Origin of the sequence: Actinopolyspora sabaoui (assembly GCF_051225635.1) — a bacterium.
In the GTDB taxonomy this organism is placed as follows: domain Bacteria; phylum Actinomycetota; class Actinomycetes; order Mycobacteriales; family Pseudonocardiaceae; genus Actinopolyspora.
Genome location: NZ_JBMIHH010000009.1, coordinates 59,431 through 85,240 on the forward strand (window position 1 = coordinate 59,431; position 25,810 = coordinate 85,240).

Here is a 25,810-nt window from a genome sequence, read left to right on the forward strand (position 1 = left end):
GGTGGCCGCTTACGCGTGCCGTCGGTCGACCGGTGTATCGCTATTGAAGTGGTCGGGCCGCCGGCCCCGGAGCTGTGCCACAGCCCGGCCCGGTGGTCGGTGAACCGGTGCCCGAGTCGGCGCTCGGTGAGGTCGCGGTCCACATCGAGCGGACGATCACGCCACATGCCCCGCCGACTCGCCGGTCGTTCGGCTCGACAGTGGGACTACCCCGACGCGGCCGTGCCGGACACACCGTACCCGGTTCCGGGGCCGACACGGACCCTAACGGCACCTCGTGGCGAGGCCGTCCTTCACGTCCCGGGTGCTGCCCGCACTCGGCCGTGGCGGGGGGTCTCCCGCGAGCCGTGCCGTAGCCCATGCGTCCACCCGGTTTCCGTAGTGTCGAGGTCCGCCGTCGACCGGTTTCTACTCCGTCGGCGAAGCTCCCAGCGCCTCGAGGAACGACCGCGCCCAACGGTCGACATCGTGCGTGAGCACTTGCCTACGCAATGCGCGCATCCTACGGCGTCCCTCGGCCTGATCGATATTCAGGGCCGCGAGCATGGAGTCCTTGACCCCGTCCAGATCGTGCGGATTCACCAGTAGCGCGCTGGTGAGTTCGGCGGCCGCTCCGGCGAACTCACTGAGTACGAGGCTACCCCCGAGGTCGCCGCGGCTGGCCACGTACTCTTTGCAGACGAGGTTCATCCCGTCACGAACCGGTGTAACGATCATGACATCGGCCGCACAGTAGAACGCGATCAGGTCCTTCCGGTCCACCGAAGTGTGCAAATAGTGCACGGCCGGGTGACCCACTCGGCCGAATTCGCCGTTGATGCTGCCGACCTTGCGCTCGATGTCCTCCCGCATCTGCTTGTAGTGCTCCACCCGCTCCCGGCTGGGGGTGGCCACCTGGATCATCGCGACGTCCTCCACGGTGGCGTGCCCCTCGGACAGCAGCTCGTACATCGCGTTGAGCCGCACGTCGATCCCCTTGGTGTAATCCAGCCGGTCGACACCGAGCATGATGCGGCGCGGATTGCCCAGTTCGGAGCGGATGGCCTTGGCCCGCTGCTGCACCTCCCTGGTGCGGGCGAGCTGGTCGAGTTCCCCCGAGGCGATCGAGATGGGGAACGCGCCGACCCGCACCACCCGGTCGCCCACCTGCACCACACCGGGACGGGAACGCACCCCCACCTGGGCGCGGCTGGGTTCGAAACCGGCCAGTCGGCGGGCCAGCCACATGAAGTTCTGCGCACCGCCCGGGCGGTGGAAACCCACCAGATCCGCGCCGAGCAGCCCCCGCACGATCTCGGTCCGCCACGGCAGCTGCATGAACAGCTCCACGGGCGGGAACGGGATGTGCAGGAAGAACCCGATGCGCAGGTCGGGGCGCAGTTCGCGCAGCATCGCCGGGACCAGCTGCAGCTGGTAGTCCTGGATCCACACGGTCGCGCCCTCGGCGCTGACCTCGGCGGCCGCCTCGGCGAACCGTTGGTTCACCCGCTGGTATGAGTCCCACCAGGAGCGGTCGAACACCGGTGGGACCACCACGTCGTGGTACAGCGGCCACAGGGTGGCGTTGGAGAATCCCTCGTAGTACTCCCGGAACTCGGAGGTCGACAGCCGCACCGGGTGCAACCACATGTCCCCGTCCGCGAAGGCCTCCACCTCGACGTCGGCGACGCCGGGCCAGCCGACCCACGCCCCCTGCCGGGCACGCAGGAAGGGCTCCAGCGCGGTCACCAGCCCACCCGGGCTGTGCTTCCAACGCTGGGTTCCGTCCTCCAAGCGTTCCAGGTCGACCGGCAGCCGGTTGGCGACGACGACGAAGTCAGCTTTCTTGGGCTCACTGCCCTTACTCACCGGTCTTCCTCCTATGGTCCGTTTGCGATTCGGGTGTGGGGCTCGCGTGCCCGGCCCGAGCAGTGCGAGCGGAACCGGCTGTCGAGTCGGACGCCGCCGCAAAGGACACAGGGCACGTGGCCGTTCGCTCGACGTGCCTCGCGACGCCTTGGACGTCGGCACCCGGACCGTCCGGTTCCGCCACCGCCCGGTCGAGCCGAAGAGTTCCGGAAGCGGCTCCCGAGGTCGGTTACCCGTGGTCGAGGCTAGTCAATCGTGATCCACTTCGCGTGGTTCGAGCGTCGCAACGCGGTTGGTCGGGTTCGATCACTCTCGCAGGGTGCGCGCGGGGCAGGAAGCCCGCGAGGCGGGATTCTTCGAAACCGGCTCGCCGCGGAGCGGAAGTGGCGGAACGGTGGTGGTTGACCGGTAGTGGTGGAACGGCGGTCGTGGACTTGGGGATGCGAACCCGCTCCACGATTCGGGGGCACGGCTCGGGGAGGGGCCGGGTGATCAGTCCAACCTGCGGCTGGTGGGGCGCAACGGGCCCGACATGCGGGGGCCGGACATCCGCCGCTCCAGCCTGCCGAGGCCGGTACGTACCGGCTGCGATAGGAACTCGCCGAGCACCACGCCCGCACCGAGCGCCAGACCCGTGGCCGCCGCGATCATCAGGGTGGACAGTCCCGTGGGGTTGCCCTGCACCGACAGCTCGTACAGCGCACGGTAGGTGGCCAGCCCGGGCAGCAGCGGCGCCACACCCGACACGGCCACGACCAGGACCGGGATGCGGAGTCTGCGTGCGATGACGCCGCCGATGAAGCCGACGAGGGTGGTGGCGATCGCCGAGGCGAAGATCGGATTGAACTCGATCTTGGCCATGACCTGGAAAACCAGTGCGGCGATGGCTCCGCCACCCGCCGCCATGATCAACGGTCGGGGCGGGGAGTAGCTGGCCACCGCGAAACAAGCGGAGGTGGCGGCGCCCGCGAGCCCCTGCAACGGCAGTTCCAGCAGGCCGGGAAACGGCAGCACCCCGCCGCCGAGTTCCTGCACGTTCAACCCGCCGCCCAGGGCGTCGGCGCCCAGGATGCGCAGTGCCATGTAGAGGGCGAGCACCACGCCCGATATCAGCCCCGCCGAGGTCAGCGCGAGTTCGGCTATTCGGCCCGCGGCGGTGACGTTGTAGCCGGTGATGGCGTCCTGCATCGAGCCGACCACGGTCATACCGGACAGCAGCACGATGATGTTGGCGGCCACGGCGAGCGCGGCGGTGGGCAGGATGTTGGTGGCGAAGCAGGCCAGCGCGACGCTGGTGGCCAGCGCCCCACCCACGGTCTGCTGGAAGAAGACCGGAAGGCCGCGCTGGTTGAGGAACCGCCCGACCCGGTCGACCAGGGCGGTGGAGGCCGCGGCCACCAGCGGCAGCATCGGTGGGGTGGTCCCGCCGCCGAGCAGCACTGACAGCGCGGCCGCCATGCCCGCCCAGGCGAGGGTCGCCACGGCGCGTGGGAAGGGGTGTGGGGCGCGCGCGATGGTCTCCAGCTCGGCGTAGGCGTCGGAGGTGGTGATCTCGCCCGCGATGATGCGGCGGATCAGGTGTTCGACCTCGGCGAGCCTGGTGTAGTCCAGCGAGCGGTTGCGTACCACGCGCAGTGAGGTGATCGGGAGGTTCTCCGTCCCCCGATAGCAGGAAACGGTGATGGACGTGTAGATCACGTCCACTTCGCAGTGCGGCAGACCGTAGGCGTCGGTGACGCTGGTGATGGTGGCGCTGACGTCGGAGGCGCCGACGCCGCTGGCCATCTGGATCTCGCCGATGCGCAGCGCCAGTTCGAGTACGAGATGGACCGTCGAGTCGTCGGGCAGGGCGGGGCCGTAGACGACGTTGCGAGTCCCGACGGTTTCGGAAGGGTCGCGTCGCCGCAGCACACCACGTGCGCGCTGCGTGATTCCCACTGCCGCTTTTCCTCCTTGCATGACCTTCCGCGTGAAGCGCGGTTCGTGCTGTTCACCCCTGGAATCGCCAGCCACGTACGCACCGTTGCACTCCCCCGGGGTGGCGTCCATCACTGGTCGCCGGTGTGACTCGGCGTGTCGTCGGCCGGGCCAGTCGCGGGCAGTCCCTGCTCGGGACTGGCGTGGCCCCGAGCCTTGTTCGGCCCGGGGCGTGTGGTTCACCCGTGATTCCGGACGTGGTGTCCCGCCTCGCCGGGGATCGGTGGTGGTTTCCCGGTGTTGGTCTCCCCGGTGGGGAGTGCGCGTGTGCGTGGTGTGGTGGTGTGTTCCGCTCGTCCGGTGTGCTCGTCCGACCCGACGTGCTCCGATGTGCGGGTCGGCGCGAGGTCCGGCACGATCCGGAGCGTTCGGTTCGCGCCGTCGCGCCACGCTCGCGGGCTCGTTCCCTGTCCGATTTCCTCGGACCGATCGGTCCCCGGGGAGAAGATCGGGGTGGTGCCCGTTCCGGTGGTGCGGTGGGGTTTCGTGAACCCTGCTCCGCCGCCCGAGCCTACGCCCGGATTTTTCGGGGGCAGTCGCCCGTTACCGCATCGTGGGACGCGGCGGAGCGTGTGCTGTCACGAGGTCGGGTGGGTGAATCCCGGGCGGGGCTGTCCGTTGCTCGGAAGCCGGGCCGGGGAGGGCGGAAGCGGGGCAGAAGCGCGCGAACTTCGTCCTGCCGGGGGCTGCCGCGAGCTCCCGGACGCGATGTCCGGCCCGGTGCCGTGGTGGCGGGAGGGCGGGGATTACCATGGTGGCGTGTGGAGCTGATCCACACGCGCCGCTGTAGCTCAGTTGGCAGAGCGCCCGCCTTGTAAGCGGAAGGTCAGGGGTTCGAGTCCCCTCAGCGGCTCCGGTTCTCACCTGGGGTTTTAATTCCGATCTCCGTTGCGGGGTCGGTTTCGTGGCGTCGAACGTGGTGCGAGGTCGCACATACTCGATCCTATGGCGAAAACAGCGGTCCGGCGTAAGCGATCTCGTGGCGGCGTCGGCAAGCTTCCGAGCGGAGCCCTTCGCGTGGAGGTCTACGCGGGCTTCGATCCGGTGACCAAGCGTCGTCGCTACCTGACCGAGGTCGTCCCGGCAGGACTGGTAGCGCATCCGGAGTCCGAGAAAGTGCTGTGCCCGCCGCTGCACGATGTGGACGAGCGACGTGATTCGCGGAGGCGAGCGGATGGCGAAGCGGTATTTCGACGAAGCGTATTCGCCGGAGGCGATTTACCGTCGTTGTGCGGGGTTGCACGTGCTGCCGTTCGTCGGACGGGTCGGGTCGGCGGGCTCGACACGGACACGTCGGATTCGTCGTATGCCGAGTCGCGGCGGTATCTCGGGAGCGCTCCTCTCGGAATTCCGTCCACTGGTCCAACTCTGGGGGTGCTGTCATGACCGGATCGGACAAGCCGGTGGTGTATCTGATCGGTACGGCAACGCCGCCGGTGCGGGAGCTGGTCGAACCGGTCGGATTGCTGCGTGAGGCGGGCTGGGAGGTGTGCGTGGTGCTGAGTCCGACCGCCGCGAGCTGGGTCGACGTCGATGCGTTGGCCGAGCGGAGTGGTCACCCCGTCCGGGTGCAGCCCCCGTTGCCCAGTGAGCGTGATCCGTTGCCCATGGCCGATGCCGTGCTGGCCGCGCCGGTGACGTTCAACAGTCTCAACAAGATGGCGGCCGGTATCAGCGATACCCTGGCGGTGAGTCGGTTCAACGAGCTGCTGGTCAGCGGTGTGCCCACCACCGCCGCTCCCTGCGTGAAACCCGTGCTGCGCCGGCACCCCGCCTACCCGGCCAGTACGCGCTCGCTGGCCGAGGCCGGCGTCCGACTGCTCGACCCGGACACCCTCACCAGCCGCGGTGGCGACGGCCTGGCCACCTTCGACTGGAACACGGCAGTCACCGAGTTCCTCGAGTAGGAGTAAGCAGCACAGGCGAGCGGGTGGTTGTGTGGGGTGGCACGGAGATAGGTTTGGCCGGTGGCTGGTTGAAACGAACTGAAGCAGCTTTGTTGTGGCGGATTGTATAGCACCTGATTATCAAGGTGTTCCCGCAGGCGCGGGATGACCCGCAGGTGCGCCGGTCTCGGAGTTTCCCCGCGGCGTGCCGTAGCTAGGGACAGCGGCCACCGTGGTTTCGAAAGGGATCGGTTACGCGTCCGGAACCGACACGGCGGGAGAGACCGCGATGGATGCCGACGCCAGCCTGAGTGGAGCAGGGGGCTGCCGGTACCGCGCTCGGCTCGGCCGATCTTTCCGGGAGTTGACACCGTTGTCGGTGGAGCCCTCGGGAGTATGGCCGGGGATTTCCTCGCGACCGAGGCGGAAAGCCTGCTGACGGGCGAGTAGACGGGACGAGGGATGTCTGAGGAGAAACCAGTGGTTTCGGAGCAGCTGCCGCCCCGTCCGGATCCGTGGACGGGCGAGCCGCGCCCGCCGCGGGCGCCGGGGTTTTTCAAGCGGGACAAGCCGCCGAAGGATCAGGATTCGGAACGGGATCGCAGCCAGCGGCGAAAACCCACGCCGCCCGAGGGGCAGGGGCCGGTACTGGAGTGGTAACGGCACAGCCAGCGCTACTCGATCGGTATGGGCCTCGCCGGATTCGTGCTGATCGGGGTTCTGATCGGCTTCCGGCAGGGGTCCGACTACAGCTGGCTCAGAATTCCCGGGATGTGGCTCTTTCTCGTCGTGGCCGGACTGGGCATGTACGGGATCTTTCGGTTGGTCGATCCGGCGGTGGGTGCCGACTGGTTGAAAGTGGGCCGCACCTGGGTGTTGTTGTACGAGCTCACCGACATCAAAGTCCGCCATCGGGGAATGTCGATGCACCTCGACCTCAAGGACGGCTGGGGGCGCAAGGTGCAGGTGAAGGTGGACGAGCTGCAAGAGGACCGCGACATGTGGGATCTCGTCTACAACGGCCTGCTCCACTCGGTGGTCACCAATGGGGCGATGACGAACTGGGCCGCGCACTCGCTGCTGGAAGTCTCCGAAGAATCGGAGTGAATCATCGCCTCCGACCGCGCTCGAACGGGTGCGGCGATGTCACTGGCGTCCGCTGCGAATCGCCCGCTCTCCCACGAATCGTTGCATCGCCTGCCCCGTTCAACCCTGCGGATACGAAAGACTGATCCACCAGAAGCGAGTGATCGCGGCCAACAACAGTACGGTGGAAGGAAGGAACCACCACCAGCGCAACCAGCGCATGGCGACCGGGAGTATCCGCAGCAGCGTTCCGAACGTCGCGACCACACCGCCGAGTACAGCGCTGATCTGAATAGCGGTCAGTACGTCGTCGTCCCACGGGCCGTAAGGAGTCATCAGAAACGCCGAACCGACCAGGAAGACGGCGACCAGGTCGATCACGATCAGCACCACCGCACTGACCACGACCGGGAGCCAGCGGGTACTCGAACGGCGTGTGGGGAGTGATGTCACGTTGGATCCTTACTCATGAACCGGTTACTGCATCGCTTTTCTCGCTTCAGGCAGATGATCGAGCAGGGTTTCACCGTACGCTTGTGCATTGGCGTTCTCGTTCCAGTTGGGGCCCCCATTGTAACGGGCACCGAGCTCGGCGTACTGTTCCGAGGTCATCTCTCCCGCGGGCACGTCCGCGAATTCACTTCGAGCTTTCAGATTCGCGAGATGCTCGGCACTGATCATGATATTCGTCTTTGGGTTCTCGGAAGCGGCGATCACTTCTTCTCGCTGTGCCTCGGTGAGATTTTCTGGATCGTAGCCGAGAACCTCGGCCGCTCGTCGAACTTGGATGGAGAGAGCTCCATAGGATGTTTCGTCCGGATCACCCGCAAGTCGGTCTGGCAGGTTTTCGGGTGTCACCGGACTCCAGCCCGAATCGGCGAAATCCCGGGCGGTCTGTGTCATGTCATCGAAAACTCTTCCTTTTCCGCCTACTTCTTGCCATGCGATTCCCGCCACCAGGTCCGTTGGTAACCCGGACTGCTTGGCGGCTGCCTCGATCGTGGCCTTGTTCTGCTGAATCCAATCTTGCCGGAACTCGTTCGAGGATTCGCTGAGCCAGTAAGGAGTATTTGTTCCCTCCGGGAGGTTCGCGGCGATGTCTCGGAAACGCTGAAGTTTTGGCGACACCTCGGTTTCCGGTGAAATATCGTTCAATCCTGTTTTGGGGCCACTACCGCTCAGGGAAACATTAGCATTGCCTGCTGCCTCCGACGCTTCTTGTGCGATCGTTTCGATTCCGGATATGATGGCGGCGGATTCCTTGGAATTCGTGCGAAAGTCCGGCAGTGCGCGGTACGCGGAATCCATTCCTTCGAGGCACGCGTCACGTGCCGACTTCTCCGTGTCTTTTGCTTGTGTGAATTTTTCGTCGGTCTGTCGATAAAATCGTTCGGCTTTCTCGCGGATGGAGTCCACGTCCATGCCGAGTTCGGCAAGCCAGTCGAAAACTCCAGTAGTGGCACGAATGTCTTCCCATTGTCTCATGGGTTCGGCTTTTTGGGCGGTTCTGGTTATGGCAGTCGCGACCTTTTCGATCTCGTCCGAAAGCTTTTGCTCGCTTACTTGTCCCTCCTCGACGAGCTTTCGTGCTTTATCTGCCTCCGGTGCATAGTTCGCGAGTGCTTCGGATGCCTTGATGAATCCTTTGGACAAATTTTCGACCAGTCCGCCGGCGTCGTCCAGGCGTGAGTCGTACTTTTCCCGTCCGGATCCCTGCCAGTCGGTATCCTGTTTTACCCGTTTTACGGTGGGTAGTGTTGATTCAAGCAGTTTGTGAATTCTTTTGAACTCCTCGGAGTTTCTCTCTATCAGGTTTGGTGCTACCTCGGTGAGGAACTCGACTTCTTCGAAGTAGGTCATGGATCATCGCTTTCCAGGTGGTACGTAGCTTCCTTCCGACAGGAGTCGTTCGAGCTCGTCGCTCACTTGAGCGTCGATACCGACGTGCTCCTCGCCGACTGCTTTGAGCTTGGTCGACAGTGCCCCCAGCAGTGCAACGAGATCACGATGCTGGTTGTGCGCGAACGAAGCGAACTCTTCGACTTTCTTACCGACGTCCGGATGTGACCTTGGTGATCTCGCCATGGTAGCCAGATCACCATCAAGGCGACCCGCTCGGAGCAGCCCGGCCAGCTCGGCCAGCACATGAGAGTTGCCGTCGATGGACTCTGGATCTAGGTGAAAGCTCGGCGTCAAGAAAGCTCCCTCCACGGATTTCTCTCGGAAATCTAGCGAAACTTGATCCGAAACGGTGTCGGTTCGGCCTCATACACTCGAAAGGAGCAGCACGCCAAAAAGAGTGATCTTGCCGGTGGGCCGGTGCTCGCTGCAGTGGGCTCGTGCAAGACCCCGCTTCTGTCGCCTTACGAATCCAGCGGGCCGCTGCGATCAGAAGTGGGTTTCAACGAGCGTGATACTCCGCCGGATCACGGTCTCCTACACTCGTGGGCCGTGACCTGTCACCTCGTGCCCGGCTGAGCGTTCCGGCTCGCCACTGGGGGTTTTCGCATGGCGGAGAGCTCGCTCACGGCGGCGGCGAGTGACGTCGCCGCGTCCGCGCACGTCGCCTGCGCCCGCTTCCGCGGCACCGACCCGCTGCTGGTGGGGCGCACGCGGCGGCAACTCGCGGCCGAGATCGGTTACCCCGACGACTCGGGTCGCATCCCGGCTGCCCGGTGGATGCGTGCCGTCACCTTCGAACACCTGGTGCGCACGGACCGCTTCGCGAGCGAGTTGGCGACCACCACGGTCGGCAGGCTCGGCCTGAACCGCCCCACCGACATCGTCACGGCCGACGCGCACGGCGACGCCGACAAGACCAGGGGCCTGCTGGCGGACGCGCACGCCAGAGCCGCTTCCGACGGCTCGGTGACGCTGCTGCACTCGCTCGCGCTGCCGCTCGCCGCACCGGTGGAGGACCCCGAAGACAGCGTGGCACTCCCGGAGAGCGCGGCACCCCCGGGCAACCGGGCCGCGGTAGCCGAACCCGACGTGGAATCCGACCTCGCCGTGATCGCCCCCGAACCGGATGCCGACGGCGACACCTGGCTGATCCTCGGCGCCGCCAAGGACTACGAACGGGTGAGATCCCGCATCGAGGACGCCAGGCTGCTCAAGGGTTTCCTGCGGGTGGCCCTCGCGGCGGAGTCCGCCCGCTCCCGAGCGTCCCTGCCCACCGGCATGTCGGTGCACTCGCACGGGGTGCTCGCCGTCCCGCGCAACGCCTTCCTGCAACCCGAGGCCCTGGTCGAAGCGCTCGACGACCACCGCGCCGAGGTGCGGATGCGGCTTGCGGAGCGGCAACGCGAGTTCGAGCGGTCGGCACCGGAGGAAACCGCGAACCTCGCGGACTACGTCGCGCACCTGCGGGCGACCTTCGACCCCGCCTCCTGCACCACCTGCACCCTGTTCTCCTACTGCCGCGACGAGCTCCGCACCTCCGACGACCCGACCGACCTGCTGGTCGAGCTGGGAATACCGCCCGACACGCGTCCCCAACTCGCCGGCATGGTGGACGGCTCGGACGAACCGTCCAACGCGCCCGCCTCGGTGGTCGCCAACGTGTCCGCGACGCTGGACGGAGTCGCACGCCTCACCGGCCAGCGACGCGTCGATCAGGCGGGCCGCCCGGGCACCCTCGACCTCGTACTGGCCAAATCGGACTCCGCGGTCCTCGGTATACACGGGATCGCGCTGCGGCGCGTCGCCACGCGCGGCCCCGAGCCGTGGCGGACCACCGTGTTCGACGATCCGCAGTCCGCGTGGACCCGGCGCGAGGTGATGCACCTGCTGGGCCGGGAACTGTCCGAGGCGATGGCTGAGCAGCGCCGCCTCGACGCGGAGAATCCCGGCCCGGTCCACCTCGTGGTCCCGGACCAGTCGACGGCCGACGTGCTCGTCTCGATCGCCGACAACCTGGCGGGCATCGAGCTCAGCGGGCTGCGCTGGCGACGCGACGAGCTGATGGGTCGCACTCCACTGACCTTCGACGGCGAGCCCGCCGAGATCCCGCACGCCCTGCCGGAGACGGCACGCACCGCGGTGTCGTTCCTGCTGGAGGAGGACCGAGCCAGGGCGCTCACCCTCCGGTCTCCGATCATCGTGCTGCGGGAGCCACTGGCGCGACACGTGGTGGCGGGCGGGCCACAGTCGGCCTCCTACCGGCTGGACTACCTGGTGCGCTGGGCGGAAACCGTGACCGAGGGGCCGGTGAAACCGCGCGACCTGGAGGACGAGATCGAGGCCGCGCCGCACACCCCCGGCGCCCGGCTGACAAGCGGGAGTTCGGACGCGATCCACGAGGCGCTGACCGGAGCGGATGCCGAGCGGTCCTATTCGGAGCAGCCCGGTCCCGAGCAGCCCACCCCGGAACGATCCGGCACCGAACAGCCGGATCCGACCGCGAACGAGTACACCGCGCTGGTGACCGAGGAGCTCGACTACAAGCGCGGCATCCTCGACCGAGCCCTGGCCGTGCTGCACACCTTTCCGGACTCGCGGCTGCGTCTGGTGCACCGCGAGATCGAGGCCGACGCCCAGGCGGTCTGGCGGCGACGGCTCGCCATGCGCGCCTCCGACCTGGTCCGGTTCGGCCGGACGCACCGTTTCTGGCGCAACGCGCTCGTGGACGTCATCGAGAGCGACGGGAAGTGCCGAAGCCAGCTCCAGGCGCTGTCGAACCCGCAGTTCGCCGACGAGCTGGCCACCGACGTCGGCACGCGCGAGGTGGCCGTCGCCACGGTGGTCTCGGTCCGGCCGCTGGTGCTCGACGTGGCTTCCCGCCGGATCCGCGCCGGAACCAGGATCGTGCTGCTGCACGTCAACGGTGATTCCCGAGTGGAACACCCGGATGTGGAACTCACGGTGCAGAAGAGCAACTTCAAGTTCGCCGGGTTTTCGATCGGCCCGCTGTCCGATGTGGCCGATGCCGAGACGCCCCGCCGGTTCGCCTGGAAGCCGGAGCACGTTCCCGAGCTGTCCGTGGGGGACCGGCTGATCGTCGCCGATTTCGCGTGGTTCTCGACGAACAAGGGCAACGCGTTCCTCGGTGTCGAGAGACCCCGGGTGGACAACCTCGCGGCGCCGGGGCCGACGTGCGAGCCGAACTCCTACGCCGAGGACCCCGAGACGCACGAGCGCTGCTGTCGTCCGCACGAGGACGTCGAGGCCGAGCGGTCCGACCAGCTCGCCGAGCGCCGCGCCCGTGGCGAGCTCAACCCGGAGGTGTGGCCGCCGATCGCGGACTCCGACGCGTTCGAGGTGGCTCCAGCCGGGGCGCCGGTCGCCGACGCCGCCACCCGGCCGGTGACGGATCCCCCGGACGACATCACCCTCGACGACCTGGAGTGATGACGTGACGGTCGAGTTCCGCCAACCGGAGGACAGCGCCGCCGATCGAGTGCACCACGACCGGGCGGCGGCGGGTAACGCCGCCGTGGCGGACGAGGCGATCCGGGTGCTGCGCGACACGTTGGCAGGCACCGCCCCGCTGGATCGGCTGTTGCTCAAGGCCGCGGCGGGTGCGGGCAAGTCCTTCATCCTGCGGCGGCTGGTTGCCGATGCGGTGGCGCGGCCCGAGTGCGTTCGCGTGGTGATCACCGCCTTCACGAACAAGCAGATCCACCCGCTCGCGGCCGCGCTGGGGCGGCTCCTCGGCGCGGATCGGGTTTGCCTGTTCGTCGGCAAGGACCGGTACCGGGAGATTCCCGAGGACGCGAGTTCCCACTCCACCGTGGTCACCAAGGCTTCGGACCTCCCGGCCGAGTGCGAGGTGGTGATCTCGACCGCGCACCGGCTCGGTACGCCGCGTGAGCTGGACCGGCTGGCCGAACACCTCGGCCCCGGGCACAACGGCGAGACCGTGTTCGACGTGCTGTTCGTCGACGAGGCGTGGCAGCTGCCGCACCACCTGTTCGACAGGGTGGCCAAGGCGGCCCCGATCACGGTCGGGGTCGGTGACGTCGGGCAGCTCCCGCCGCTGGAGGTGGGCGCGAACCCGTGGCGGGGCGATCCGGGCTTCAACCCCTACCGCGCCTGGCCCACCGACTACGAGGGCGACGAACGCACCTGGTCCGTCGAACTACCGGCCGTCTGGCGACCCGCCGCCGGTCACCTCGAACTGTGGCGGGCGTTCTACCCGGAGTGGGCGGAGCTCGACTGCGTGGCGGCGCCGGGGGACCGGGCGTTGGTGGCCGAGGAACTCTCCGGTGAGTCGGCCGCGATCTGGCGGCAGGTCGGTACCGGCGTGCCGACGCTGCTCGAAGTCGACGGGCTGCCCGAGCCCGAGGCGGCCGATGTGGACCCGCCGCTGCTGGCAGCGGTCGAGTCGCTGCTTGACGAGCTGCTCGCCTCGGGTTTCGTGCTCGAACACGCCGAGTACGACGCCGAGGGCGCTCCCACGGGAAACACGCTCACGGCACGCCCGGGTGCGGATTCCGGTGATCCGCTGGTCGCGATCCTGGCGACGCGCAACCAGGCGGTGGACGACGCCACCGATGTCGCCGAGCGGCTGCGGAAGAGGTACTCGCTGCGCGAGGACGAGGTAGTGGCCTCGACGGTGGATTCGTGGCAGGGGCAGACGAACCGCCTCACGGTCGCGATCCACCCGTTGAGCGGCGCCTCGCGGCTGGACGAGTTCAACTCGGCCTTCGGCAGGCTGGCCGTGACCTGCACGCGCGCCACGCACGGCTTGCTGATGGTCACCCGGGCCGGGATCGACGAACTGCTCGGCGAGGCCCCGGTCCGGCCGGGCACCCCGTTCGGTGAGCCGGGCAACCGGCACCTGCCGCGCCAGACCCACCAGCGCATCCTCGGCACCTTCGCGCGCGGCACGCTCACCATCGGCTCCGGCCAGGAGTAGGGAAGGTGCTATCCACGTTCGTGCCCCGTTCACCATCCTGGCGTCGCACGACCAGGTGAGTAAGCGGCGCTCGACCAATCGGGCCCGGTGAACCCCGAACGGATGATACCGAGCCGCAGTGGACATGGATTCGTTCTCCTTCACCAGCTCAGCGCGCCGAACGGCCGAACCATCCCCATTGGCCTCACCGTGTCACGCGGCTGACGGAGCTGGTTTTCCGCGCCCCCAGTAGAACGGTCCGGCGGTGGGGCGCACCTCGATGTCCCAGCCGAGCCGGGTGAGGCGCTCCTGCAGCTCGCCGGGTTCGTGCGGGACCTTCACCGCCCGGTGCTGGGTACCGTCGCTCAGCCTGCGACGGATGGTCGAGGACTCCTCGCCCTCGATCAGCTCGTCGGCGGTGCGGTACGCGTCGTCGATGAACAGCACCCGCCCGCCGGGCGCGAGGCAGTCGGCCACCAGCTCCCAGAACTCCGCGAAGCGATCGAGCGGCACGTGCGAGATCCAGAAACCGAAGAACACCACGTCGTAGCGCCGCTCCGGTCGCCAGTCGAACAGGTCGCCCAGCTCGAATCGGACGTGCTCGTCGTTGGTTCGCTCCCGCGCCACACGCAGCATCTCGGGAGAGGAGTCGAGGGCCGTCAGGGTGTTCGCGTGCCGCGCCAGTTCCGGGGTCCACGTGCCCGGGCCGCACGCCAGTTCCAGCACGTCGCCGCTGGGCGCGAACTCCGCCAGCACCCGCTCGAACTCGTCCAGGCCGGGAAAGTCGAGTGTCCCCTGGAAGTACTCCGGTGCCGCCGCGCGATAGTAGTCGATCTGCTCCGCCAGCAGCGTTTCGGTTCCCTCGTCGCGCATCCCCGGATGATAGCCGCTGCTCCACGTGGTGTGAGCCGATTTCGCGGCGACCTCGGTTGCCGGGCGAGTGTCGGCCCAGCGCGGTAGCTTTCCAACATGGAACAGCGGATCAGCCTGGTCACCCTCGGTGTCACCGACCTGCGGCGTGCCAAGGAGTTCTACGAACGATTGGGGTGGCGGGGGCAGGAACTCGAACGGACCGTCTTCTTCCGCACGCCCGGTGGAGCCGTCGTGCTCTGGGGCAGGGAGGAGCTCGCGGCCGACACCGGCCTCACCGGTGAGCGGGACGGCGGGTTCGGCGGTGTCTGCCTCGCGCACAACGTTCGTTCCGAAGCGGAGGTCGACGAGGTCCTGGCAACCGCACGTCAGGCGGGAGCCACGGTGACCCGGCCCGCCGCCGAGACGTTCTACGGCGGTTACGCCGGGGTGTTCACCGACCTCGACGGGCACGCCTGGGAGATCGCGTACAACCCGGGTTTCCCGATCGCCGAGGACGGCACGATCACCATTCCCGACCTCGGCTCCCAGTAGTTCCGGGGGCTCCCAGCAGTCCCGCGCCACGAGTGGTTCACCGGAAGTGATCACCACGCACAACCGGAACCGAACCACTCATTCGCGAGGCTTGAGCCGCGCGTTGGGAAGCTCCGGAGCGGGCAGGGTCGCCTCCCACCGCGCCGGGAATTCCCCGTACTGCCGCGACGCCCCGTACTGCCCCGATGCCTGGGTATCCCGGTCCTCCCCGGAATCCGGCCGCTCGCGTTCGTGCTGCCACCGCTCGCGGAACGCCGCGATCTCCTCGTGGCCGCGCCCGATGAAGTTCCACCACATCACGATCCGTTCGCCGAGCGGTTGCCCGCCGAGCAGCAGCACCCGCGCCCGTTCAGCCGCTCCCGCACGCAACGTGAGCCGTTCCGGCCCGGTGTCCTGGCAGACCAGCTCGCCCGCGCTCGCCGCCACGCCGGCCACGGTCACCTCGCCGCTGTCGACGAGCACGCCGTGTTCGAAAGCGGGGTCGATGTTCAGATCCAGGCTCCCGCCGGGCGGTAGCGTGATCTCGGCACCGAGCAGCGGGGTGTAGGTGGGAACCGGCGAGGTCTGCCCGAACAGGCTGCCCAGGAAGACCGACACGCGCGCGCCGTTCCGTTCCAGAACCGGCGGTGCGTAGTTGTCGAACGCCGCGTCGGTGAACCGGTGGCGTTCGGGCAGCGCCACCCAGAGCTGCGCCCCGTGCAGCACGCTCGTGTCCGATGTGGAGTACTCCGAGTGAGCGATGCCCGAGCCCGCCGTCATCAGGTTGAGCTCACCCGGCCGCACGAGGGCGTGCGTTCCGAGCGTGTCGCGGTGCTCGACCTCGCCGCTGAACAACCACGAGACGGTCTGCAGTCCGGTGTGCGGGTGGCCGGGAACCCGCATGCCACCGGTCCCGGACACGTCGTCGGGGCCGTAGTGGTCGACGAAGCACCACGCCCCGATCAGTGACCGCGCCCGTTGCGGCAGCGTGCGGCGCACCGTCATCGCTCTCGGCCCGCCCAGCGGAACCTCACGGGGACGCAGCAGCCACGCCCGCCCTGCCTGGTCGTCGGCATTGGTACAGGTCAACTCGGTCGGAGCGGCATCAAGATTGCTCATCGTCTTCTCGCGTCCCGTATTGGAGTCCGGTCGTGTTCCACCCGAGTGTGCGGCATAGTGGCGGAATGTCCGAGGAACAGCGTGGTGGCACACCAGCCAAGAATCCTCCGTCCGAGGTCTCGGTGTTCGACGTGCCGTCCCGGAACCGCTACGAGATCAGCGTCGACGGCGTGCGGGCGGGGCTCACGCGCTACCTCGACCGCGGGAACCAGCGCGTCTTCGTGCACACCGAGATCGACGACGACTTCGCCGGTCGTGGTCTGGGCAGCGAGCTGATCTCGGGTGCGCTGCGGGAGACGCGGGCCGCGGGGATGCGGATCGCCGCCGTCTGTCCGTTCGTGACCAGATACCTCGACAACCACCACGACTTCGACGACATCCGGGATCCGGTCACCCCGGACGTGCTGGCTGCCGTGCGCTCGGAGTGATCCCGGTTCGTCTCGGTGTCGCCGTCTCGGGGGTGCTGTGCGTTTCCGGTCCGGCTGTGCCAGACTGTTTATAGACAGACCGGTCTAAATAATGGAGGTGCGCGATGCGCGCTGTACTGCTCACGACACACGGCGGTCCCGAAAAGCTCGAAAACCGCGACGACGTGGCGGTCCCGGAACCCGGCCCCGGACAGCTGCTGATCCGGGTCGGTGCCGGTGCCCTGAACAACACCGACATCTGGACCAGGGAGGGCGCCTACGGCCTTCCCGGCTATCCCCACGCGCTCGCGGGATGGCGCGGGCCGATCGCGTTTCCCCGTATCCAGGGCGGTGACGTGGCGGGCGTGGTCGCCTCGGTCGGCTCCGACGTGCCGAGTGATCGTGTCGGGCGTCGGGTGCTCGTCGACCCGGCCGAGTACCGCGACGAAGGCCCGCACGCCCCGCCGATCGGCCTGCTGGGCAGCGAGTACGACGGTGGCTTCGCCGAGTACGTGCTCGTCGCCGACCGGCAGGCCCACGACGTGACCGACTCGCCGCTTACGGACGAGGAACTGGCAGCGCTGCCGATCGCCTACGGCACCGCGATGGGCATGCTGGAACGCGCCGGAGTGACTTCGGGCGAGAAGATCCTGGTCACCGGAGCGTCCGGCGGAGTGGGGCTCGCCGTGGTCCAACTGGCCGCCACTCGCGGTGCGGAGGTGCTGGCGATCACCAGCGGCGGCAAGGAGAACGAGGTTCGCGCCGCCGGGGCGCACCGGGTGGCGCTGCGGGACGCCGCCGATCTCGCCGACCGGGTGCGGGAGTTCGCTCCCGACGGATTGGACGCGGTAGCCGACGTGGTCGGCGGCCCGCAGCTGGGGCGCCTGCTGCCGCTGCTGCGGGACGACGGTCGCTGCGTCGTCGCCGGGGCCATCGCCCAGGCGGTGATCGAATTCGACCTGCGCCGGTTGTACCTGCACAACCTCAGCCTGATCGGCTCCTCGATGCACACCCGCGCGCACTTCGCCGAGCTCGTGGCGGCGGCGCGTTCCGGCGAACCGCGCCCGCGCATCGCGGACAGCTACTCGCTCGACGACATCCACTCGGCACAGCGCCGGTTCCGGGCGGGCGACTACGTCGGCAAGATCGTGGTGGTGCCGTAGCCGATGCTCCGGTTTCCGTGGGGACTCGGGTGTGCGGTATGACCGAGCGGGTTCATTCCCCGACCTCGCCGTCGATCAGTTCGCGGACGATGTCGAGGTGTCCGAGGTGGCGGGCGTACTCCTGCACCAGGTGAAACAGGATCCGTTCCAGGCTCGCCGGTGGTTCGTCGTCCCACGCCTCACCGGCGCTGCCGGTGTCGGAGAGTTCGTGGGCTCGTACGATCGCGTCGCTGCGCCCGGCCTGTTCGTGCAGCGACGCCACGAGTTCTTCCAGCGACTCGTCGTTCGGGACGTACCAGCGTCCTTCCGAGCGCTCCGGCCACGGTCGCTCGACGTGTTCGCCGCCGAATCGCCAAACCAGCCACCTGTGTTCGACGTTGGTGAGGTGCTTCAGCAGCGTGATCGGACTCCAACCGGACGGCAGCCTGCTGGAGCGCAGCTCGTCCTCCGGAAGTCCGCGTAGCTTGTCCACCAGCGCCGCGCGGAAGTAGTCGAGATAACCGAGGAACACCTCGGTTCGTGATTCGCGGGGATCGGTGGGTTCCGGGAACGGCGGCCTCGTCATGTCGGCAGTCTTCCACCGCACGGTCGTGCTAGCCACTGTGTACTCGGAACTCGCGTGGAGCCACCGGTCGGTACCCGGTTACCGGCACGCGAGCTCGCGCCTCGCGGTGCATCGGGTCCGGGGAGAGCCGGAAACCGGAACTACCCTCACCCGCGTGACCGAGACACGACAGTGGCAGCTCGAAACGGCCACCCCGGAGGACGCCCCTCCGATACACCGCCTGCGCAGGAAGTTGGAGGACTGGCTGCGCGACCGGGGAATCGAGCAGTGGCCGCGCGGTGAGGTCTCGCTCGACCGGATCGCGAGCGAGATCGAACGCGCGGAGTGGCGCCGCGTGCGGCTGCCGGAACTCGGTGTCGTCGCGGCGATGCGGGTGCTGTGGTCCGATCCCGACTTCTGGGGCGCGGACACCACGCCCGCTGTCTACGTCCACGGCCTCATGGTCGACCGCTCGATGTCCCGAACCGGAATGGGCACCTTCCTGCTGGAAAGCGCCGCTGATATCGGCCGCGCCGCTGGGGTGGACACCTTCCGGCTCGACTGCGCCGAGTCCAACGCCACGCTGCGCTCCTACTACGCGGCACGGGGGTTCCACGAGGTGGGCAGGCACGTTATCCGTGAGCTGTTTCCCGTGATCCTGTTCGAGAAGCCGATCTGATCCTTGCCCGGAGTCCCGGTCCGCAGCTCGATACCGAACCGGCGCACGACACGGGCCCAGTCGGAGCCGTCGCGATACTCGTGGACCGCTCGTGTGCTGTTTCCCGTGGCCGGTGATTTCTTGGGAAATTGACGGTGTCCCCGAGCGTGCCGCTCACCGCTGCGGCGATTTCGCGAGAAATTGACGCCGCACCAGGTGGGGCGCGCACGATGCGGTCACCGCCCAACCCACTCGCCACCGTCACCTTTCCGGTGGAGCGCCGTGACCCTGAACCCGCTGGTCATCTCCGTGACACACCGGGCAAGCTGGAACCGTGACAACTCATTCGGATGTGGAGACGGCAAGGCAGCGAATCTCGGGCAGCGTGCGGCGTACCCCGGTGATCGACCTGGATCCCGAGCTGGTTCCCGGCGCGGCGAGCGTCCGGCTCAAACTCGAACAGTCGCAGCACACCGGCTCGTTCAAGGCACGCGGCGCGTACAACCGGGTGGTTTCGGCCCTCGCCGAGGGGCGGATCGGCGAGGCGGGAGTGGTCGCGGCCTCCGGCGGCAACGCGGGGATGGCCGTGGCGCACGCCGCTTCCCGGCACGGGGTTCCCGCCCGGGTCTACGTCCCGGCCAACGCACCGGCCTTCAAGCAGGCGAAGCTGCGGGAGCTGGGCGCGGAGGTCGTGGCGGTCGGTGAGGTCTACGCCGATGCTTACCGGGCGGCGAGCAAGGACGTCGAGGAGAACGGCGCGGTGTTCTGCCACGCCTACGACCAGCCCGAGATGTGCGCTGGTAACGGCACGCTGGGCACGGAACTGTTCGAACAGATCGATGGGGAACTCGACACCGTGCTGCTGGCCGTCGGCGGCGGTGGACTGATGGCCGGAGTCGCCGCCGCGCTCGAATCCCGCGCGCGGGTGGTGGGTGTGGAACCGACCGGCATCCCGACGCTGCACACCGCGCTGGCCGAGGGCGGCCCCACCGACGTGGCGGTCTCGGGCGTCGCCAAGGACTCGCTCGGCGCCACCCGGCTCGGCGAGATCGCCTACGAGGTGGCCACGCGAACGGGAGTGCGTTCGGTGCTGGTTGACGACGAGCACATCGTGGCGGCGCGGAAGTACCTGTGGCAGCGTTACCGGATCGTGGTGGAACACGGCACGGCGGCCGCGCTGGCGGCGCTGTTCGCCGGGGCTTACCGCCCCGCCGAAGGCGAACGCCTCGCCGTGGTGTTGTGCGGCGCCAACACCGACCCCACCGATCTGGTGTGAAAGCCAACCCGCCCGAACACCCTCAATTTCCCACGAAATCGCCGCGCCGCTGGGAAAGGGGCCCGGTGCGTGAGGTGGACCGGCCCGGGCGGGCGTCGATTTCTCGCGAAATCGCCGCGCCTGCCAAGTATTCAAGCCGAACCCCAACCACTCCCGCGGGCCGAACTCCCACCATCCTCGCAGCAGTACCGACCGCGGGTTCTCCCGTGCGGCTCTCGCGAGGAAGGCCCGACGTTGTGTAGGTCGCTACCCGATGTCGGGTCTCCCCGCAGCGAGAGCCGTGCGAGAGGTTCCGCCACGAAACCACCTAAGCAATCCGAGCTGAGAAATGCTATTCCAACGAGAAACCCGAGTATCCGTTGTGGACCACCTGCTCGCACCACTGGCGGTACGCGGCGACCCCGCCCACGTAGGCAAGCAGCACCCGGGGTTTGCCCGGCACGTTGGCGCCGGTGTACCACGAGTCGGCGGTCGGGTAGAGCGTGGCGTCGCCCGCCTCGGCGGCGTGGTCCAGCCACTCCCGCTCGGCCCGCTCGGTGGCCTCGATCTCGGTGAGACCGCTGGCTGCCAGGTACGAGACGCAGTCGGTGATCCAGTCCACGTGCTGCTCGATGGACACGATCATGTTGCTCAGCACCGAGGGGCTGGTGGGGCCGGTCACGGTGAACAGGTTGGGAAAGCCCGACACGGCCAGTCCCAGGTAGGTGCGTGGCCCGGCCGACCAGTGCTCCCGCAGCGTTCGCCCGTTCCTGCCGCGGATGTCGACCGCTTGCAGCGCGCCGGTCATGGCGTCGAAACCGGTGGCGAACACCAGCGTGTCCAGTTCGTACACCCGCCCCGAGGTGCGTACCCCGGTTTCGACGATCTCGGTCAGCGGGGTGGTCCGCAGGTCCACCAGGTGCACGTGCTCCCGGTTGAACGTCTCGTAGTAACCGGTGTCCAGGCAGGGCCGCTTGGTTCCGATCGGGAAGTCGCGCGGCGAGAGCGTCTCGGCGAGGTCCGGGTCGTGTACCTTGTCGCGGATCCTCGCGCGCACGAACTCGGCGGCGGTCTCGTTCGCGGCCGGGTCGACGAGGATGTCGGCGTAGCTGGCCGGGATGCCGAACAGGCTGCCCTCCTGCCAACCCTGCCGGTAGGTTTCCTCGCGCTGTGCCGGGGAGTCCTCGAACGCCGAGCGTTCGGCGGGTTGCCTGGGCACACCGGCGTGCGAGTCGCGTTGCGCCGCGCGCCACTGCCGGTAGTTCGCCTTGCGCTCGGCGATCTCGTCATCGCGCAGCGGCCGGTTGAAAGCGGGCATGCTGAAGTTCGGGGTGCGTTGGAACACCGTCAGTTCGGCGGCCTGTTCGGCCAGTTCCGGGATCGCCTGGATGCCGGAGGACCCGGTGCCGATCACCCCGACCCGCTGCCCGGTGAGGTCCACGCCCTCGTGCGGCCAGCGGCCGGTGTGGTGCACCGCCCCGACGAACCGCTCGATTCCGGGCAGTTCCGGTGGTTTGCTCGCGGACAGGCAGCCGGTCGCCATGACCAGGAACCGTGTCGACACCGACTCACCGGTGTCGGTGCGCACCAGCCAGCGGTGCGCGTGCTCGTCGTAGTGCGCCTCGGTGACGCGGGTGTCGAAGGTGATGCCGCGCCGCAGGTCGAAACGTTCGGCGACGTGTTGGACGTAGCGCAGGATCTCCGGTTGTGCCGCGTACTTCTCCGTCCAGGTCCATTCCTGCTCCAGTTCCGGTGAGAACGAGTAGGAGTAGGACATGCTCTCCACGTCGCACCGCGCACCGGGGTAGCGGTTCCAGTACCAGGTGCCGCCCACATCGGAGCCGTTCTCGAAGACCCGAACCCGCAGTCCCAGTTCGCGCAGCCGGTGGAGCTGGTAGAGCCCGGCCAGACCGGCTCCCACCACCACCGCGTCCGGCTCGGCTGATTCGGATTCCGGAAAGTCCGGTTCCGGTGAGTCGGCTTCGGACACTGTCACCTCCCGCGCGAGCGTGGTTGTCGAGGTCAGGTCCGCGCCCTCGGCGGTACGGAGCGTTCAGCCGGGGCGATTCGACTCCGTATTCCTTTCCGGCCCGCGGTGAATATGCGACGCGTGCGTCCGTGGTGTAAATACAACGTTCAAGTGAGTGAGCTCGATCCGCCGCGTGGAGCGATCGGCTGTCAGGAGCGTGCGGTACGCGCTACTCTCGCGATCACCCCGGCCCGGCTCGCGGTGGTCGGGCGGGAGCAAGCCGTTCCACACCCACGAACGAGAGTTGTCGACATGGCCGAAGAGATCAGCGTGGAACTCGACTGCGAACCGGAACAGGCGGCGGACTTCGCGAACACGGTGTGGATGATGATGCGAACGGCCGGGATCAGCGGAACCGTCCACATCAACGAGGCGAAACTCGATCCGCAGCGGGTCTGGGACGGCTACGGCGCCGATACCTGGCAGGACGGCTGATCGATTTCTGCCGAGCGCGTTTCGCAGCAGGTTACTTCCTGTGCACGTTTCGTGTTGGCTTGGTGGATCGCTATGGTGCGAGCGAAGATCGACACCGAGTCCGCTGGGGTGACAGGGTGCAGCGTCCGAAACCCACCTACTTGTATCATTTCACGTCACTGGAGCATCTTTCGACGATCGTCGAAAACGGGCTGTGGTGCGATTCAGCGATTCGGGGCAGCAGCATGCTTCGGGTCGAGGTCGGCGACAACGACATCAAACGCCGGCGACGGGGGCGTCCTGTCAAGGTGCCTCCGGGCGGCGTGATCGCCGACTATGTTCCGTTCTACTTCGCGCCCCCCAGTCCGATGTTGTTCAAGATCCAGCGAGAAAAAGTAGCGCACCACAACGGTGGTACGAATCCGCTGGTTTATCTTGTGACCTCGTTGGAACGCTTGCTAAAGCTCCGACCGCGCACTGTTTACACGGACCGTAACGCGGTACTGGACACTGCTTACTTCACTCATCTGAGTACTACTCTCGACACGTTGATCGACTGGCCCTTGATGGTGGCCAAGATGTGGGCCAATACTGCGGAGGAGCCCGACCGGAAAGAACGACGTATGGCGGAGTGTCTCGTACACCGCCAGGTGCCCTGGGAAGCCTTCGAAAAGGTAGTGGTTCACAGCGCAGCCTGTGCACGTCGGGTGAGTGACGTACTCACAGGGTATGGTCGGCCCGTTCAGGTGGAGAGCAAACCGCACTGGTACTTCTGAGAGGGGCAGCGGTGATCAAGGAGTCGCACGGCGACCTCCTCAACGCGGAGGCGGATGCCCTCGTGAACCCCGTCAACACCGTCGGGGTTATGGGTAAGGGGATCGCCTTGCAGTTCCGTCGCCGATACCCGGAGATGTACCGCGCCTACGCTGCCGCCGCCGAGCGGGGCGAGCTGCGGCTGGGACGTATGCACGTTTGGGAGACCGGAGTGTTGACCGGTCCACGCCTGGTGATCAATTTTCCCACCAAGAAGCATTGGCGTTCTCGTTCCAGGTTGGCAGACATCGAAACCGGACTGAGCGATCTCGAACGGGTGCTGCACGAATACGCTGTGACCTCTGTCGCTGTTCCGCCTCTTGGGTGTGGCAATGGCGGACTCGGCTGGGAGAACGTGTGTCCGCTCATCGTGCGGACGTTCGAGCGGATGTCCGGAATCGAAGCGCGGATCTTTTCTCCCGAAGGGGCACCGAGCGCTTCCGAGATGGTAACCCGAACCGAACGCCCGGATCTGACGGTCGGCCGAGCCGCGCTGCTCACTCTCCTACGTCGTTACGAGGCCGTCGCCATGGGCGTTTCGCAGCTCGAAGTGCAGAAGCTCATGTACTTCCTGCAGCAGGCGGGCGAGAACCTGCGACTGGAATACGGCAAGGGGCGCTACGGACCCTATGCCGACAACCTTCGCCGGGTACTGAACATGCTGGAAGGGCACTTCACGGTCGGTTACGGCGACGGAAGCAAGCCGGTTAACGAGGCCGAACCGATCGAATTGTTGCCCGATGCGGCAGCCGAGGCGGAGCGGGCACTCCGGGGCGCGCCGGAAACACGAGAACGAATTGATCGGGTGTTGCGACTCAGTGAGGGCTTCGAGTCCGCCTACAGTATGGAGCTGCTCGCGAGCGTGCACTGGAGCACGATCGAGGACCCACGGGCCGCGGAGCGACCCGAGGCAGCGATCGAGTTCGTACGTGGCTGGAACGCTCGGAAGAAGCGGCTACTGACTCCGGAACACATCACCACCGCGTGGCATCGGCTCCGGAGCGAGGGTTGGCTACCCAGCGGTGGGCCGTGCGGTAGGTGAGATCGGTCGAACTGCGAAGACATCGGTTGTGCCGTGCTGACCGCGACCATCGAGGACCCCGTCCGCCGCTCCTCAGCGCCAGGTGGTGGTTTTCTCGGCGGCGAGCCGGATCTCGGCCGCCAGCTGCGAGATCGGCATCGCGACCATGTTCTGCGAGATGTTGACCGGTGTTCCCATCATCCTGGCGTTGCTGCGCACCAGGAAGCCACGCCAGCCGGTGGTGCGGTCGAGCACCACGCTCGGGTCGAACAGCGTGACGCTGAGCACACGCTGCGTACCGTCGTTGTCGGCCATGGCCCCGGAGACCTCCCGCCAGGCCACGAAGCCCACGCCGGTGAACGAGGCGTGGTCGTACAGTCCCTCGTTGTCCAGCACCACCACCGGTTTCGGCCTGGCCAGCCGCACCGCGCCGTAGATCAGGCAGCCGCCGAAGAACACGATCGCCAGCGCGCTCAGCGCGAGGAAGACCCCCGCGAGCGGGGCCGAACTCATGGCGGTGACCGCCTGGTAGCACATGAACACCCCGAAGAGCACGAACACCAGCGCCCCCAGGATCACCAGCGCCAGCCGGATCCGGTTCGGGTAGATCGCTAATCGGTAGTCCCGCTGCCCGGGCTGTCCGTTGCGTTGGACCCCTCTCATCCGTTCCGCTCCTCCTGTAAGGCTGCGCGCCCCGCCGCCCGGCCCGGGGGTGCCGTCGGCGGAGCCCTTCCGAGGAGTAGAGCCTGCCATGTCGGCCGGGCGGTCCGAGCATCGCGGTGGACGATCACGGTTCGACCGAGGTTGGAAGCGTCACCGCGGGGTGCTCCGGTTTCGGGAGTCACGTCGTCGCGGCCGGTAACTCTCGAGCACCTCGCCCAGTGGAAACCGCTCGTGTTCGGCCAGGTAGCGGTCGAGCATCCCCGCGTCCCGTCCGGACAGCCCCACCAGCGGCCGGCGTAGCCGGATGCTCCAGCTTTTCGTCATCCCTTCGAACAGTTCGAGCTCATCCACGATCGGGGAGAGTTCCACGCCGCCGGGCCAGAACGGGAGTTCGCCGATACGCAGCTCACAGCCCACCGGATAGCTACGGCCCCCGATCTCGACGGGTTCGTCCAGTTCGGTCACGGTCGAGCGCACCTCACCGGTGGTGACCACCCTGCCCCGGTCCCGCGTGGGGTTTCCGAAGCAGCCGCGCGTGGTGTACAGGTAAAGCCGGTCGTCCGGGGCGAGCGCGCGCACTTCGGCGCGGTTGAAGTCCGGAAACGCCATCCGCTGTTGCCGCAGCACCCAGTCGAGCGCTTGCCGGTCGCCGATGACGAGCAGATAGTTCGCCATGCGGGCAGCTTAGAACCGCACGCGGAGCGAA

The 25,810-nt window shown here is 67.4% G+C and carries 23 protein-coding genes and 1 tRNA gene; 13 read left to right on the forward strand and 11 right to left on the reverse strand.

The window, feature by feature from the left end; all coding sequences use genetic code 11:
* Positions 1-408 precede the first annotated feature (408 nt).
* Both ACOQFL_RS17195 and ACOQFL_RS17200 read right to left on the reverse strand, forming a co-directional pair.
* The gene (locus ACOQFL_RS17195) at positions 409-1,848 is read right to left on the reverse strand and encodes an alpha,alpha-trehalose-phosphate synthase (UDP-forming) (protein WP_435545202.1); all 1,440 of its coding nucleotides are present in this window, start codon (positions 1,846-1,848) and stop codon (positions 409-411) included.
* 492 nt (positions 1,849-2,340) lie between these two features.
* On the reverse strand, positions 2,341-3,786 hold the full coding sequence (locus ACOQFL_RS17200) for a threonine/serine exporter family protein (RefSeq protein ID WP_435545203.1): 1,446 nt from the start codon (positions 3,784-3,786) through the stop codon (positions 2,341-2,343).
* Positions 3,787-4,605: 819 nt separating this feature from the next.
* On the opposite strand from ACOQFL_RS17200, the gene ACOQFL_RS17205 reads away from it, so the two are divergent.
* The 3 genes from ACOQFL_RS17205 (at position 4,606) to ACOQFL_RS17215 (ending at position 6,818) form a co-directional block, all read left to right on the forward strand.
* A tRNA-Thr gene (locus tag ACOQFL_RS17205) sits at positions 4,606-4,678 on the forward strand.
* 529 nt (positions 4,679-5,207) lie between these two features.
* Entirely contained in the window at positions 5,208-5,732 is a 525-nt protein-coding gene (locus ACOQFL_RS17210) for a flavoprotein (protein WP_435545204.1), read from the forward strand.
* A gap of 666 nt (positions 5,733-6,398) precedes the next feature.
* Positions 6,399-6,818: a hypothetical protein gene (locus tag ACOQFL_RS17215; protein WP_435545205.1), complete on the forward strand. Its 420-nt coding sequence runs from the start codon at positions 6,399-6,401 to the stop codon at positions 6,816-6,818.
* Positions 6,819-6,917: 99 nt separating this feature from the next.
* Here the strand turns inward: ACOQFL_RS17215 and ACOQFL_RS17220 are convergent, their stop codons facing one another.
* The 3 genes from ACOQFL_RS17220 to ACOQFL_RS17230 are packed head-to-tail and all read right to left on the reverse strand — an operon-like array spanning position 6,918 to position 8,993.
* Positions 6,918-7,250, reverse strand: coding sequence for a hypothetical protein (locus ACOQFL_RS17220; RefSeq protein ID WP_435545206.1), 333 nt, complete (start codon positions 7,248-7,250; stop codon positions 6,918-6,920).
* Between the two features lie 24 nt (positions 7,251-7,274).
* Positions 7,275-8,657: a hypothetical protein gene (locus tag ACOQFL_RS17225; protein ID WP_435545207.1), complete on the reverse strand. Its 1,383-nt coding sequence runs from the start codon at positions 8,655-8,657 to the stop codon at positions 7,275-7,277.
* 3 nt (positions 8,658-8,660) lie between these two features.
* Positions 8,661-8,993 (reverse strand): hypothetical protein, encoded by a 333-nt coding sequence (locus tag ACOQFL_RS17230; protein ID WP_435545208.1) that lies wholly within the window; start codon positions 8,991-8,993, stop codon positions 8,661-8,663.
* Between the two features lie 312 nt (positions 8,994-9,305).
* Here ACOQFL_RS17230 and ACOQFL_RS17235 point away from each other — a divergent pair, with 312 nt between their 5' ends.
* Both ACOQFL_RS17235 and ACOQFL_RS17240 read left to right on the forward strand, forming a co-directional pair.
* On the forward strand, positions 9,306-12,146 hold the full coding sequence (locus ACOQFL_RS17235) for a hypothetical protein (protein WP_435545209.1): 2,841 nt from the start codon (positions 9,306-9,308) through the stop codon (positions 12,144-12,146).
* A gap of 4 nt (positions 12,147-12,150) precedes the next feature.
* Entirely contained in the window at positions 12,151-13,656 is a 1,506-nt protein-coding gene (locus ACOQFL_RS17240) for an AAA family ATPase (RefSeq protein ID WP_435545210.1), read from the forward strand.
* A 192-nt stretch (positions 13,657-13,848) separates the two neighbouring features.
* Here ACOQFL_RS17240 and ACOQFL_RS17245 read toward each other — a convergent pair whose 3' ends face one another.
* A complete protein-coding gene (locus ACOQFL_RS17245; protein ID WP_435545211.1) occupies positions 13,849-14,508 on the reverse strand; it encodes a class I SAM-dependent methyltransferase in 660 nt (219 codons plus the stop codon).
* A gap of 96 nt (positions 14,509-14,604) precedes the next feature.
* Here ACOQFL_RS17245 and ACOQFL_RS17250 point away from each other — a divergent pair, with 96 nt between their 5' ends.
* Positions 14,605-15,039 carry a VOC family protein gene (locus ACOQFL_RS17250; RefSeq protein ID WP_435545212.1) on the forward strand — a complete coding sequence of 145 codons (435 nt, stop codon included), beginning with the start codon at positions 14,605-14,607 and terminating at the stop codon, positions 15,037-15,039.
* A 78-nt stretch (positions 15,040-15,117) separates the two neighbouring features.
* On the opposite strand, the gene ACOQFL_RS17255 is transcribed toward ACOQFL_RS17250, so the two are convergent.
* On the reverse strand, positions 15,118-16,137 hold the full coding sequence (locus ACOQFL_RS17255) for a pirin family protein (protein WP_435545213.1): 1,020 nt from the start codon (positions 16,135-16,137) through the stop codon (positions 15,118-15,120).
* Positions 16,138-16,202: 65 nt separating this feature from the next.
* On the opposite strand from ACOQFL_RS17255, the gene ACOQFL_RS17260 reads away from it, so the two are divergent.
* A complete protein-coding gene (locus tag ACOQFL_RS17260) occupies positions 16,203-16,565 on the forward strand; it encodes a GNAT family N-acetyltransferase (protein WP_435545214.1) in 363 nt (120 codons plus the stop codon).
* Between the two features lie 104 nt (positions 16,566-16,669).
* Entirely contained in the window at positions 16,670-17,707 is a 1,038-nt protein-coding gene (locus tag ACOQFL_RS17265; protein WP_435545215.1) for a zinc-binding dehydrogenase, read from the forward strand.
* Between the two features lie 52 nt (positions 17,708-17,759).
* Here ACOQFL_RS17265 and ACOQFL_RS17270 read toward each other — a convergent pair whose 3' ends face one another.
* A complete protein-coding gene (locus ACOQFL_RS17270; RefSeq protein ID WP_435545216.1) occupies positions 17,760-18,272 on the reverse strand; it encodes a DinB family protein in 513 nt (170 codons plus the stop codon).
* A gap of 154 nt (positions 18,273-18,426) precedes the next feature.
* Between ACOQFL_RS17270 and ACOQFL_RS17275 the strand changes: the two genes are divergently transcribed.
* Both ACOQFL_RS17275 and ACOQFL_RS17280 read left to right on the forward strand, forming a co-directional pair.
* Entirely contained in the window at positions 18,427-18,930 is a 504-nt protein-coding gene (locus ACOQFL_RS17275) for a GNAT family N-acetyltransferase (RefSeq protein ID WP_435545217.1), read from the forward strand.
* A 313-nt stretch (positions 18,931-19,243) separates the two neighbouring features.
* Positions 19,244-20,185 (forward strand): threonine/serine dehydratase, encoded by a 942-nt coding sequence (locus ACOQFL_RS17280; protein ID WP_435545218.1) that lies wholly within the window; start codon positions 19,244-19,246, stop codon positions 20,183-20,185.
* A 331-nt stretch (positions 20,186-20,516) separates the two neighbouring features.
* Here ACOQFL_RS17280 and ACOQFL_RS17285 read toward each other — a convergent pair whose 3' ends face one another.
* Complete coding sequence (locus ACOQFL_RS17285) at positions 20,517-22,154, reverse strand: flavin-containing monooxygenase (protein ID WP_435545219.1); 1,638 nt, start codon at positions 22,152-22,154, stop codon at positions 20,517-20,519.
* Between the two features lie 150 nt (positions 22,155-22,304).
* Here ACOQFL_RS17285 and ACOQFL_RS17290 point away from each other — a divergent pair, with 150 nt between their 5' ends.
* The 3 genes from ACOQFL_RS17290 (at position 22,305) to darG (ending at position 24,462) form a co-directional block, all read left to right on the forward strand.
* Positions 22,305-22,628: a hypothetical protein gene (locus tag ACOQFL_RS17290; protein ID WP_435545220.1), complete on the forward strand. Its 324-nt coding sequence runs from the start codon at positions 22,305-22,307 to the stop codon at positions 22,626-22,628.
* 116 nt (positions 22,629-22,744) lie between these two features.
* The gene (gene darT / locus ACOQFL_RS17295; protein ID WP_435545221.1) at positions 22,745-23,383 is read left to right on the forward strand and encodes a type II toxin-antitoxin system toxin DNA ADP-ribosyl transferase DarT; all 639 of its coding nucleotides are present in this window, start codon (positions 22,745-22,747) and stop codon (positions 23,381-23,383) included.
* 11 nt (positions 23,384-23,394) lie between these two features.
* Positions 23,395-24,462: a type II toxin-antitoxin system antitoxin DNA ADP-ribosyl glycohydrolase DarG gene (gene darG / locus ACOQFL_RS17300; protein WP_435545222.1), complete on the forward strand. Its 1,068-nt coding sequence runs from the start codon at positions 23,395-23,397 to the stop codon at positions 24,460-24,462.
* A gap of 72 nt (positions 24,463-24,534) precedes the next feature.
* Here the strand turns inward: darG and ACOQFL_RS17305 are convergent, their stop codons facing one another.
* The gene (locus ACOQFL_RS17305) at positions 24,535-25,104 is read right to left on the reverse strand and encodes an STM3941 family protein (protein ID WP_435545223.1); all 570 of its coding nucleotides are present in this window, start codon (positions 25,102-25,104) and stop codon (positions 24,535-24,537) included.
* Positions 25,105-25,254: 150 nt separating this feature from the next.
* Positions 25,255-25,779: a hypothetical protein gene (locus ACOQFL_RS17310; protein ID WP_435545224.1), complete on the reverse strand. Its 525-nt coding sequence runs from the start codon at positions 25,777-25,779 to the stop codon at positions 25,255-25,257.
* Positions 25,780-25,810 lie beyond the last annotated feature (31 nt).